10 protein-coding genes and 1 tRNA gene are annotated in these 12,881 nt (G+C 43.6%); 4 read left to right on the top strand and 7 right to left on the bottom strand.

Annotation, left to right across the window (positions count from 1 at the left end):
* Positions 1–55 precede the first annotated feature (55 nt).
* Entirely contained in the window at positions 56–1,711 is a 1,656-nt protein-coding gene (locus LY387_RS24355; RefSeq protein ID WP_234496736.1) for an ABC-ATPase domain-containing protein, read from the top strand.
* 30 nt (positions 1,712–1,741) lie between these two features.
* Here LY387_RS24355 and LY387_RS24350 read toward each other — a convergent pair whose 3' ends face one another.
* The 4 genes from LY387_RS24350 to LY387_RS24335 form a co-directional block, all read right to left on the bottom strand.
* Entirely contained in the window at positions 1,742–2,356 is a 615-nt protein-coding gene (locus LY387_RS24350) for a DNA-J related domain-containing protein (RefSeq protein ID WP_234496735.1), read from the bottom strand.
* 133 nt (positions 2,357–2,489) lie between these two features.
* Entirely contained in the window at positions 2,490–2,891 is a 402-nt protein-coding gene (locus LY387_RS24345) for a hypothetical protein (protein WP_042471662.1), read from the bottom strand.
* 109 nt (positions 2,892–3,000) lie between these two features.
* Positions 3,001–4,053, bottom strand: coding sequence for a 3-deoxy-7-phosphoheptulonate synthase AroG (gene aroG / locus LY387_RS24340; protein WP_042471666.1), 1,053 nt, complete (start codon positions 4,051–4,053; stop codon positions 3,001–3,003).
* A gap of 204 nt (positions 4,054–4,257) precedes the next feature.
* On the bottom strand, positions 4,258–7,002 hold the full coding sequence (locus LY387_RS24335) for a M16 family metallopeptidase (protein ID WP_234496734.1): 2,745 nt from the start codon (positions 7,000–7,002) through the stop codon (positions 4,258–4,260).
* A gap of 136 nt (positions 7,003–7,138) precedes the next feature.
* Between LY387_RS24335 and LY387_RS24330 the strand changes: the two genes are divergently transcribed.
* Positions 7,139–8,755, top strand: coding sequence for a VRR-NUC domain-containing protein (locus LY387_RS24330; protein WP_234496733.1), 1,617 nt, complete (start codon positions 7,139–7,141; stop codon positions 8,753–8,755).
* 82 nt (positions 8,756–8,837) lie between these two features.
* Here the strand turns inward: LY387_RS24330 and LY387_RS24325 are convergent, their stop codons facing one another.
* The gene (locus tag LY387_RS24325; RefSeq protein ID WP_234496732.1) at positions 8,838–9,518 is read right to left on the bottom strand and encodes a MaoC family dehydratase; all 681 of its coding nucleotides are present in this window, start codon (positions 9,516–9,518) and stop codon (positions 8,838–8,840) included.
* 332 nt (positions 9,519–9,850) lie between these two features.
* On the opposite strand from LY387_RS24325, the gene LY387_RS24320 reads away from it, so the two are divergent.
* A tRNA-Ser gene (locus LY387_RS24320) sits at positions 9,851–9,941 on the top strand.
* Between the two features lie 219 nt (positions 9,942–10,160).
* Entirely contained in the window at positions 10,161–11,084 is a 924-nt protein-coding gene (locus LY387_RS24315) for a LysR family transcriptional regulator (protein WP_234496731.1), read from the top strand.
* A 37-nt stretch (positions 11,085–11,121) separates the two neighbouring features.
* On the opposite strand, the gene nfsB is transcribed toward LY387_RS24315, so the two are convergent.
* On the bottom strand, positions 11,122–11,775 hold the full coding sequence (nfsB, locus tag LY387_RS24310; RefSeq protein ID WP_234496730.1) for an oxygen-insensitive NAD(P)H nitroreductase: 654 nt from the start codon (positions 11,773–11,775) through the stop codon (positions 11,122–11,124).
* Positions 11,776–11,909: 134 nt separating this feature from the next.
* Positions 11,910–12,797 (bottom strand): LysR family transcriptional regulator, encoded by an 888-nt coding sequence (locus tag LY387_RS24305; protein ID WP_234496729.1) that lies wholly within the window; start codon positions 12,795–12,797, stop codon positions 11,910–11,912.
* Positions 12,798–12,881: the final 84 nt, after the last annotated feature.

Here is a 12,881-nt window from a genome sequence, read left to right as displayed (position 1 = left end):
GGAGGTTCGCCTCCTATAATCGCGCACCAACCTTTTGAAATCCGAGACATTCGATATGGATCTATTAATCGCCAAACTTAAAAAAATCGAAAAGCAAAACTATCGTGCTTACCAACAAATTAAAGGAAGCTACGATTTCACCGATTTTGAGTTTCACATCGATCATGTTCAATCGGATCCTTACGCTGCAGCGTCACGAGTCCGCGCTTTTCGCAAATGGGCGCCAACAGGATTGGAATGGTTAAAAGAACAGTCTCCTGCCTATAAAATTGCTGCACGTGACTATATCGCGCGTCAGTTTGCTGCTTTTGCTAAACAGGAAAACTCTGTTTCTGTCTCTATCACGGGTCAGACAGTTCTAGATTCAACGTCCGTCGTTTTCACCGAAGAAGGTATTGAGCTTCGCTTCAGAGTGAACTTACCTGCAGAAGGTCGCTTAATTCTCGCGAAGAAGGCATCCAACATTCTTACTTTCCATCTTCCTAAGTACATCCGTAAAGCGACGCTTGAACGAGAGCTCGATATTGCGGACTTAAAACATCACTGTGAAGTCGTTGAAGATCAAGTCGCACTTCGTGAGCAGTTGGAAGCAAACAATCTCGTCGCTTTTGTTGCTAATGGTAGTGTACTGCCTCGTTTGGCCGGTAATTGTGACTATCCAATGAAAGATGCTATCCCGTTTACATCACCAAGTTCGATGGAAGTAACACTTCACCGCCCTAACCAAGGTTTTATCAAAGGCATGGGGATACCCGCTGGCGTCACTCTCATCGTTGGTGGTGGTTTCCATGGTAAATCGACGCTTTTGAACGCTCTTGAACGTTCGATTTACGATCATATACCAGGAGATGGCCGTGAAGGCGTGGTTACTCTCAATGACGCTTGTAAGATCAAAGCTGAAGACGGTCGCTCTATTCATAATCTCAACTTGAGCAACTACATCAATCATTTACCATTCGGTAAGCAGACAACAGATTTTAGTACTCAAGACGCTTCTGGCTCAACGTCGCAAGCAGCCTGGCTTCAAGAGTCTATTGAGTCGGGGGCTTCTGCGATAATGATTGACGAAGACACATCGGCAACCAACTTCATGATTCGTGACGAACGCATGCAAGCGCTCGTTTCAAAAGGTGACGAGCCAATTACTCCATTCGTAGATCGTGTCGGTCAGTTGAGAGACGAACTCAATATCTCAACCATTATTGTTATGGGGGGATCGGGTGACTACTTAGACGTTGCTGATACCGTGATTCAAATGCAAGACTACCAAGCTGTTGACGTAACCGACAAAGCTCGTGAAGTCATCAAACTGCACCCAACGGAGCGTCAAAACGAATGTGAAAAGCCACTAGAGCTCATCCCACCGAGGCATGTTGATTGCGCTCACCTTCAACAACTTCTTGTCGATGGGAAGTTCCGCGTATCGGGCAAAGGGGCTAAAAGCTTAAGATTTGGTAAAGAAACCATTGATATAGAAGCACTAGAGCAACTTGAGTCTAACTCAGAACTGAACGCTATTGGTTGGACACTATTCCAACTAGCACAACAACCTGGTTGGTCAATGCATCCACCAAAAGCGATTGAATCAATCTTAGAGGGCAATTGGAGTGGCAACATGCCAAATTCTGGCGATCTGGCAAAGCCACGCGTCGTCGATGTTTTAGCGAGTTTGAATCGCCTTCGAGCAGCAAAAATGCGTCAACCAAGATAATAATACTTGATACTAACTGGAGCCGCGTGGTCATGACTCCTTAAGGATTGACCACGCCTCACAGTATTTTCTGAATTTTTCACTATCTCCGCCGGGTCTGTCCGGATGCCACTTCAATGCGCAGCGCCTCCATGCATGGCGAATCTCTCTCGACGACGCGTTTTTATCTAACCCGAAACAGCTCAGCGCTTGCTTATGTGACATTGTCACATCTGTAACGCCCACATACTCTTTATAGCGAGTCCAAAACTGTTCAAGTAGTCGCTTAATTTCGTGATTGTCGGCTTCATAGTGAGACCAATCCAAGTAGTAGTCTCTAAGAGGGTCATTATCAGCGATTGCGTGCTGAGCGGCGTTATATGGCATGATTCGTATATCCATCGCTTCCACTTGCAGCCATTTTTCTGGAACGAGTAAGGCTTGAAGCTGATATAGCGCGTTCATAATCAGAAAGTTACGCTTGAATAGATCTTTTTCTGCACTCTCGTCGAGTACGGGAATCAGTTGTTGTTCTGCAAGGACGGCAAACAAACTGTGTACCTTGATACTTTCGGTTTGCCGCTCTACGACATTGAGTACTGACCACAGCAATGGGTTCTCAGCATGCCGTTTTACATTGATTTGATTAGACTGGAATTCCGTCAAGCCAAGCTCCCTGTTGCTCAATCACGCTGACTAACGTTAGTTTAGCATTAGTACGAGATTTTGATCACTATGGCAATGACAGAACATGGAACCGAGATATACACGCCCTCTTGATCGGTATTGTTTGATTTGGCTAACTTTTTAGCTGATACGCTTTGTAAGTCTCACTCTTCACACCTGCTTTGCGTTTTTTCATGATGACTTCAATACTACGAGCGTTATCAGTGACCTTGTAACGTATTGTTTGATTTAGATAGCTATCATTTCGGCGAGTATCTCTCGCTTCAATTTTAATAGTTTTATTGCCTCTGCTCACATCGCAGCGATAGTCCCAATCACTTTGCCAATCCTTCACAGACAATAGCACACGCTTACCCGATGCTGATTTTGTTTTAATACCGCGTGGTTGCTTGTCGAGAGCCAGTGCTAGACCTGCAGTACAAACTTGTTCATTACTCAAACCCGCCGCCAGTGATGGTGTTGATAATGATGCAGCGATTACAGCTGCTAGTATCAAGGATAAATTACGTTTCATTTTGTCTCTTCTTAACCATATACAATTCTCAAAATTAAAACATGACGTACGGTTAAGATCAAATAAAAAAGCCTTCACCGAAGCAAAGGCTTTGAATTAGATTAATAAATTAGGCTTTACGGCGAGCTTCTACCGCATCAGCGAGTTCACGAAGTACTTGTTCTGTGTCTTCCCAACCAATACATGCGTCAGTAATAGACTGACCATAAGTAGGTGCAACACCGTCAACTAGATCCTGGCGACCTTCTACTAGGTGTGATTCAATCATCACACCAAAAATTGCGTCTTCACCGCCAGCCATTTGACCAGCTACATCTGTCGCTACAACTTTCTGACGCTGGAACTGCTTAGAACTGTTTGCGTGGCTAAAATCGATCATCACTTTTGCTGGAAGACCGTTAGCCGTTAGTTCGTCTTTAATGCCTTTTACATGCTCAGCACTGTAGTTTGGCTCTTTACCACCACGCAAAATGATATGGCAGTCTGGGTTACCAGCAGTTTCAACGATTGCTGAATGGCCGTACTTAGTTACCGATAGGAAATGGTGAGAAGCACTCGCCGAGCGGATTGCATCAGATGCAATCTTAATGTTACCGTCTGTGCCGTTTTTGAAACCAACTGGACATGAAATACCAGAAGACAACTCACGGTGAACCTGAGATTCTGTAGTACGTGCGCCAATCGCGCCCCAACTAATAAGGTCAGCAACATATTGCGGTGTGATCATATCAAGGAATTCACTCGCTGTTGGCATGCCCATATCAGTTAGGTCAAGTAATAGCTTACGCCCCATACGTAGACCATCGTTGATCTTAAAGGTGTCGTTTAGGTACGGGTCGTTAATAAGACCTTTCCAACCCACGGTAGTACGTGGCTTTTCGAAGTAGACTCGCATTACGATTTCTAGACGATCGCCAAGTTCATCGCGTAAAACTTTTAGGCGCTTACCGTATTCAACCGCAGCTTCTGGGTCATGAATTGAGCATGGACCAACAATAACAAGCAGTCTGTCATCATCGCCTTGAAGGATGTTGTGGATCGCTTTACGTGCATTAAACGTGGTAGAAGAAGCAACTTCAGTTGCTGGAAACTTCTCTAACACAGCAACCGGTGGTAAAAGTTCTTTTACTTTATTAATTCTTACGTCATCAGTTTGGAACATTGCTTACTTCTTCCTATTCTTTGTATCTAAATCACTTGAGCACGATCTGCACAATCCGTTTTGTGACTCGTATCGTGCTCTTTCCCGTAACTTATCTGCTTAGAACAAGAAGTGCAATCACTAATTATAAAAAAAGGCAAATTTCTTCACTGTTTTTTCCAATAAACGCCATGTAAATATTTTTATACACACATTAAGTGCCGATTAAGGATTGATTCTTATAGAAAATTTGCTCGCGTTTTGACCAAGCGCCTGTTGAGACATACGATCTAGATCACTTAAAGTAATACTATCAGCCACAGACTCATAGTTATAAAGCGCATCGATACCGTAACCCATTAACCAATATCGAAATAACATAAAGCTCGCTCCTTCAGGATCATCAAGCCAAGGGGCAAGGTCACTTTTTAGCTGAGCAACAACCTGATCCCTTTCTGTCTTTTCAAACCCATTCAAGATGTCGTTAGCTACAGTTTCAAACAATTTGGCGGCTCGCGCCTCATCCTTAGGATCAACATTGGCAAAGAACGACCAGGCAGCAATCCCATTGCCTTCATCGGCAAAACCATAAGCGTGCGGATTGTAATCAAGGGAGTTATCTGAACGTATCGTCTGGAAAATACGCTCGTTCAAAAGCCTTTGAAACAAATCTTCGGCAAACACGTCTTTTGAGGTTCTGGGTTCATTTCTCTCAGATACAGCGATCAGATAGACTTGCGATTGACCGTCCTGTGAATCGTGGCTTTCGATATTGGTTATGCCATCAGCAAAACCGTCACGTATTTCAACCGTGGGCCATAAGTACTTTGATTCTTCCCTAAACTGAATATTGGCAATGTACTGCTCTAACAGCGGCTGCACTTCAGAAGCACTTTTACCACCCACCAACATCATTTTGTACCCACGATTTACGTTAATAAGCTCGTCATAGGCTTCCATAACTTTCTCTTTTGTCACTAGAGCAATTTCTGGCTCTGTTCTTGAGAGTAAATGACTGCCTTTATCAAAGGTTAGTTTTAGTGCATCGTTAACACTTTGAACATTCGAATCCTGTTTCAAACGCTTGAGTTCATTAATAACCATGCTTTTCGCTTTACTAACCGCAACGTCATCGACATCGTTAAGTGACATCGCATGGTGAACAACAGAAAACACATCAGCAATGCCCTTTTCGTTACTTCCAAAGGACATACCCTGCTTAACGTCACGTATAAACGGTTCTACGTAACTATTTGTTTTACTGAATGCGCGTTCAATTTGCTTCGCGGTTAGCGGTCCAATATCGCTGTAGAGCGTAATCAAGGGTAGCAGTTGACCTGCTGCGATGTTCTCTCTGGTAAGTGCAGATGAACCACCCAGTGAACCAAACCATCCGTAAAAACGATCGCCGCTGTCCTTGTGGTTAAGGTAAAGCACCTCAATGCCATTCGCTAGCTTCCATTTTACTAAGCCATTTTCCAGGGTCTCCATCGACGAGACCTTTCCTTTCGAGCTAGGGACTGCAAGGGCTTTGGTTACTGTCAATTCGAGTGGCTTGTCCGTTTTTTGCTCTAATCCCGAATAAATATCATTTAAAGAAAACGACCCATTTTTTACATTAGTACCAATAATAGGCTCTTTGATGAGCAACTTTTTAATTGCTTGATTAACCTGTTCCAGAGTAATTTCCGTCGCTAACTGGCGATGCACTTCTATGTACTGAATAGGGTCTTGGGGAACACTCTGCGCTAACAACATATCGAATTTGTAATCGATTATTTGCTTAGATGTCCAACTATCAATAATGGTCTTTAGCTCATCGTTGAACGTAGTCCAACTGCTTTTTACTGTATCTAACTCATCTTGGCTAATACCATGTTGCTGCAAAGAGGCGAGTTGTTCGGTTAATGCTTGTTGGATCTTGGCCCTCTCGGTTTCTTCAAAACTCGCACCAATTGCAAACAGGGAGTTCGAGTGTATGTCTACAACTCCAGCATTTAAACCTTGTACAAGGATATCCTTTGAGTGATATAAGTCTGAAATCCGATTCGATATTATGTCACCGACAAACTTTGAACTTAGTTGAACGTATTGGTCTGAAACAGTATTTAACAATGGGTTTGGCATTGGATAGGCAAGATCTAAAGCGGCATATTCAAAAGGCAATGCTTCAGAAACCAATGGGGTATCGTTGAACTTCACGGGGTCTATGAGAACGCGTCTCGGCTGCTCCCCTTTTTGAATATCAGCAAAGTAGCTATTTACGATAGCGAGCAACTCACTTTGCTCCCAATCGCCAGCAATCATTAATTCCATGTTTTGGGGTTGATACCATTTTTTATAGAAAGCCTTCAGCTCAGTAATATCAACGTTCTCTATCGACTCTCGATTACCAATAATATCGTGTGAACCAAGAGGTGTACCGATCAACAGATGATCATAAATCTTTTGACCGTATGGTAACGGGTCCGGACGTCTCAATCGCATTTCACCCAGCACTACTCCTTTTTCCTGCTCTATCATCGCTTGAGTAATGTGCATAGCATCTGCAACGTACGCTAACCATGTAAGCGCGTCATTTAGCATATCTACATTGTCTATAGCCAGCTCATAACTCGTGTACTCGTTGAATGTAAAAGCATTAAGATCTGGGCCAAAGCTCACCCCTGCTTGAAAAAGAGCATCTTTCGCTGCCTTCTGCTGAGGTACATCTTCTACACGAAAAAACAAATGTTCCAAAAAGTGTGCATAGCCAGTCTGTTGCGTCGTCTCTTGAAGACTCCCGGCATGAACGACAAGTCGCAGAGTAATAGGTTGACCCGATTTATAGTAACGGCTGACGGTTAAGCCATTATCAAGCTTGTCTATCTTCCAACCTGGGTCAGGTTTGATTGGTGTATCATTTTCTAAAGAGCACCCTATGAGTAATAACAAAGCCCAAGATGCAAACCAAGCTTGTAGTTTTTTCATCGTATTACCTTACTTGCGACTAATATGGCTAAACGCTACGATGATCAGAAGAGCAATGAAACACTACACATTGAATTGCATATTATTTAATGCGTCGATGCGAGCTATTTCAAACAGTTAACACTCAGGTATTGCCGTGACCCACACACCTTCAGTGGTACTAGAACCCAAATACTATCTAACTAACTTCACGACACTTCTTTCGGGAGTAAAAGACTTATATCAAGACCTGTTAAATGAATCTGAGCAACAGTGGCTCGCTCGTTTCTACGCATTGGAAGAAGACGAACAATGTCTACTAGTCCGAATGATGACCCGTAAAGGTGAGTGGTTTAGAAGTGATAAGTTACGTTATTCAGAACTCACGAATCCAGAGACACTGCTTGCCAATCTAGCTCTCTCTGGTTTTGTAGATCTAGCCCTTCCCGACTCTCCAAAGCTATTAGCAGACACACTTCTTACTAAACCGGAGCTTCTGGCTTTATTCCCCAAATTACCCAAATCACTCCGTAAAAGTGAGCTGGTGGCACTCTTGCCTGAACAGATGCCCCACTCGGTTTCAACGCTACCATTTCAAGTCATCAGGCTTGTGGATAACCAAATTCTTCCTATGTTTTGTTTGTTGTTTTTTGGCAATCGATACCAAGAGTTTGCTCAGTTTGTACTTGAAAATCTCGGCATTCACAAATTCGAACAGTATGAAATTTCAGTGAAAACACGCTTATTTCATACCAGAGAAGAGCTGGATTCGTCTTTTTGCATCAGTGAGATGTCACTACGCTACGAAGAGATAAACCGTAAATCACGAGAAGATTTGATTGAATTCTCTCAATTACTTCCCGCTCCTCACGGCAAACATGCCAAAAGAATGTACCAGAAACTCATCAACTCCGTAGCTCGAGACTTAGAGCGTTGCGGGGCACTAGATGAAGCTCTCGCGCTATTCCAGCAAAGTAACATCCCGCCATCTCGAGAAAGACAAGCACGCATTCTTAAAGCTCAAGGAAGACAAGAAGAGGCTTTATCTATCACAAAAATGATGCTGGCTGACCCGTATAGTACTGACGAGTCTGAGGTGGCAGAGCGCATCGCTTCTCCGCTAAAAAAGAAACTTGGTATTCCTTTACCAAAAAAGCAAGTTTCGACGCTACCGGAAGTCTATCGCCAGTTAGACCTTACAAATTGTCGAGTCGAAGTTGCTGTTGCGGAAGCCCTTAAAGCCGAAGGATGGGATGCGTTTTATCTTGAAAACCAGTTTCTCAACACGCTATTTGGTCTAGCGTTCTGGGATATCTTGTTTGCGCCTGTTGAAGGCGCATTTATCAACCCTTATCAACGTCAGCCTCTTGACCTCTATCGAAAAGAGTTTATAGACAGCCGAAGTGTCCTTATCGAAGATCGTCTTAGCCAGATTAGAAGTGAAGGTATCACACAGCTAGTCGCCGTACATCTAAACAAAAATGGTCTCCAGAACCCATTCATTCTTTGGGAGTTAGTCGATGCATCTTGGATAGAGTTAGCGATGTATACCATAAGCTACCAACAGCTAGCTGGACTATTTGAGGTGATTCTTGAAGATATTCGTGCATACAGAGCAGGCCAACCTGATGTCATTGCATTTAAAAACGGAGACTTTATGTGGTGCGAGGTAAAAGGGCCAGGCGATAAACTTCAACACAATCAAAAACGATGGATGAAGCACTTTGAGCGGCTCAACATTAACTACCACGTTTGCTATGTGAACCACAGATAGATATTTGGCGTTAATATGAAGGCAAACATGCACAAAAAAGCCCAGCTTAAAGGCTGGGCTTCATAAAACTCAATGTTTATCATCAAAAGTGAAGATGAATCACTGACGTCGCGATACACGCTGGACGTCGAATACCCTCAATTTCTACACGGATCTCGCGTTCAATCTCAAGGCCTTTTTTAATCGGCGTTACTTTGACTAAAGTGCTTTTCGCACGAACATTACTGCCGACTTTTACAGGATATGGGAAGCGAACCTGATTCAAGCCGATGTTCACCATCATTTTCGCAGTCGGAAAAAGTGGCTTATCTGGGTCGACGCTATCCGTTAGTGCTGGCAATAAAGACAATGTAAGGAAACCATGTGCAACCGTCGTCTTGAACGGAGACTCTTGCTCTGCTCGCTCCGGATCGGTGTGGATCCACTGATTGTCTTCAGTGACAGCGCCAAATTGATTGATACGCTCCTGCCCAACATGGATCCAGCTACCCTCGTGGATAACTTCACCTATCTTCTCTTGAAGCTCATCAAACAGCTCTTGAGCTGCGGGCTTGAGCACAATTTCTGGTTCGACCTGTGCAACTTCTGGTTCATTAACCGCTGGCTTGTGATAGTCTCGAACCCACGCTAAGAAATTGCTGTGGTTTGTTTTGTCTACAAACTCAGTCCAATACTCTCTAATCGCTGGCGACATCCATTGCATAAGCTCAGACTGATGCTTGATAGAATCAGCTCTTTGTTTAAACAATTTTACAACTTTCATCTTGACCTCAAATCACAGTTCGCGAGAACTAACCCTAATATTTTGAAGCAAACCCCTTAATCACGCAAACAATTTCGAGCGCACAAGCGTATTCTGAACATCGTTTTATTTTATATTTTCAATGACTTATCAATAAAAAACATTATTTTATTTTGAGTAATTGATCATGTTGATTACGCAATGAAATCGTTTGCCTAGCTAACGCTACTGTCACCAATCAACACATCGAAGACGATTTAATCAATGTGATCACTTTTAAAGCAGTCAAACCAAAGTCATGAAATTTTTTCTTTACAGCGAACTCCGTCCCCCCTATTATGAGCGCCAACAACGGAGAGATGGCTGAGTGGTCGAAAGCACCGGTCTTGAAAACCGGCAACCGTTAATAGCGGTTCTAGGGTTCAAATCCCTATCTCTCCGCCACTTTTTACGACAAAGCCCTTGTTTTACAAGGGCTTTGTCGTATCTATCGTGCTACCAATCACCTATCCCGCAGCAGTTCTGTTTTGCAAACTTTTTCTAACTTGCTAGCTGACACAAGCTTAAGTAGCGTTTTCACGGTTTAAGCACCTTGCAAAGCTGTACTAAACCATACTAGTTGCGCTAAGTTGGTTCTAAGACCTGACACGACTTGATGACCAAATGAAAGCACTCAACGAGCTCACACTATTTGTCGAAACAGCCAAACTTGGCAATTTTTCAAAAGTGGCTAACCAATTAAATATGACCCCAGCGGCCGTGAGTGCGTCAATCAAACGCTTAGAAGAGCAAGTCGGCTTTCCTCTTTTCGTGAGAACCACACGCAGTTTAAGCTTAACGGGTGAAGGTGAACGGTTTCTCTCTAAAGTGGTACTTGCTCTAGATACGTTGAACCAGGGAGTTGAAGAGATCGCCAGTGCTCGAGGGGAGCTTACCGGCAATATCTACATAACCGCTCCGTCGGATTTTGGTAGAAATCTATTGTTAGATTGGATCGATGAATTTACCCAGCTACACAATAACGTAACAGTAAAGCTTGAACTTTCAGATCAACTCATCGATATGTATAGCAAGCCCGTAGATATCGCGATTCGTTATGGAGAACTTCCAGACTCAGGCATGATTGCGACGCCTCTATGCACAGAGAATCTACGTTTGTTATGCGCGACCCCTCGCTATATCAAAGATAACCCGCCTATTTCAGTGCCTAGGGATATACTCAGCCATAATTGCATCAGTTTCATGTTAGCGGATGCGATACACAACAAATGGCCTTTGACCAAAGGCGATGAAGAACAAGTGATAACAGTGAAGGGCTCCTTCCTTGCCAATGATGGTGACGTAGTCAGAAGGATGGCACTCAAAAGCAAAGGCATCGCCAATAAGTCACTGATTGACGCGAGTCAGGACCTAATAGACGGAACGTTAGAGAAAGTGCTTCCTGACTGGCATGGGGAACCCGCCCCACTCTACATGGTGTGTGCAGACAAACGTCAGTTGAGACCTATCATCAAAGAGTTCCGTTCGTTTCTTAAACATAAATGCCAGCTTCAGCTAGACAAAGTGCAACGATTTCTCGTTAACTAATCGAGCTTTTGGCTGGCAATAATTTTCTGTTCTTGCTCTAGAACTCGCTAAATAAGTATTCGGCCTCATGGCGCGACTTAGGAAGCTTCGCATTGAAATCCTCTTCACTTCGAACACCAAGAGGAACCACTACAGAACTCGTGTAGCCCTTTTCTTTCAAGCCAAACTCTTTATCCAGTATCTCAGAATCAAATCCTTCCATTGGAACGGCATCGATACCCAATGTGGACGCGCCGAGCAACACGGTCCCTAGGTTTAGGTATACCTGTTTTTCCATCCAGTGTTGCACGTCTTTGAGCTCTGAACGATGCATATCAACATAGTAGCTGCGCACTTTGTGCTGACCTTGCTTCGCCTGGTCATTGGCAATACGACCATCCCTTTCCTCATTTTCAAGTAAAAGGTTTAAGTAGTGGTCATCAATATCTACTTTTGTACAGAATACAAGCACATGAGACGAGTTAAGCACCTTGTCCGAGTTGTAGATGTAATCGCCTTGCATTGCTTTAGCGATACGCGCTTTTCCTTCTGGGCTACCGGCGATCATAAAATGCCAAGGTTGGGAGTTCACGCTTGATGGACTGAAACGCAATAACTCCTTGATTGCCTCTATTTGCTCGAGGGAAAGACGGCCCGCAGGATCAAATGCTTTGGTTGAATAACGAGATTTAGCACTTTGAACAATACTCATAGGAAGATTCCTTTGTTACCTACTTTTGTCCAAGGCTACAGTAGCCACTCACAATAAAAAACCAGTTAGCCGTTAATAGAGTTTCAAATTAATTTTGAAAGTCAGCCATCCGAATCTTCGGCCAAAAGTGGTATTTATCGATTAGGCAATCTTGCTAGCTCTTCGATGACGTAATCCATCGCACTATTGACCGGCTTCGCGGTAAGCCAACTAATCTCCGTTGACCATTGATTCGGTCTTTTTGATGCTGTTGACGATATGTACATTTTGTCTAGCTGACCATCGCCTAGCTGTTGAGAGCACAAAAACTCAGGTACCATCGCCCATGCATCTACCTGCCCCAACAACTGCAAAGTGTTTTTCGAACTGTTACTGTAAATATTCCTGCTGCTCAGGTTGTGAGTATCTTCGCGACTTGTTTGCTTCATAAACCTTGCCGATATCTGCAACATACCTCTGACTTCATCTAGTGTGAGCACCTTATCCCTGCAGTCGAGATTTGGAGAAGCAACACAAGCAACATCAAACGAGTAGCCATCTGCAATCGTTAACTCATGATTGCCACTGAACAATGAGATACCAAAGCCAATATCAGCTTGTTCACTCACAACATGACTTCTAACTTGCATAGGATCTACTGCAATGACATTAAGCTCTATCGCTGGGAACTTTTTAATGACTTTTGCGCAGATCGCGCTGACATCACTCCCCATCAAGTCATGGTCTATGGCCAACGTTAATCTCGAGGGCATGCCTTCTAACAAGCTATTCGCTTTCACGCTGAGTAAGTCGCACTCTCGTAGCACAGAGAGTGCATATCGATAAATTTCTGTGCCTTTAGCTGTTATCTCTAGTGAACGAGGCTTACGGACAAAAAGCTCCATCCCCAGTTCGGCTTCTAGGTTGGCAATCAATCCACTTACTGTGGATTTGTGTTTTCCAAGTCGAGCGCTAGCCTGTTTAAAACTGCCACATTCAACCGTTTCTACAAAAGCATTCAGTTGTTCTAGAGTCATCGCCATTAGCATTACCTTTCAGTCACCATGTTCGATACATGACTTAAGGGCGGGGTTTTCCCACTCTTGAGCCCGTTCAGAATAAGCAAT

The sequence above is a fragment of the Vibrio maritimus genome, from assembly GCF_021441885.1.
GTDB classification, from domain to species: domain Bacteria; phylum Pseudomonadota; class Gammaproteobacteria; order Enterobacterales; family Vibrionaceae; genus Vibrio; species Vibrio maritimus_B.
Note: the sequence above shows the minus strand (reverse complement) of the source record. Positions and strands in the feature narration are given on the sequence as shown.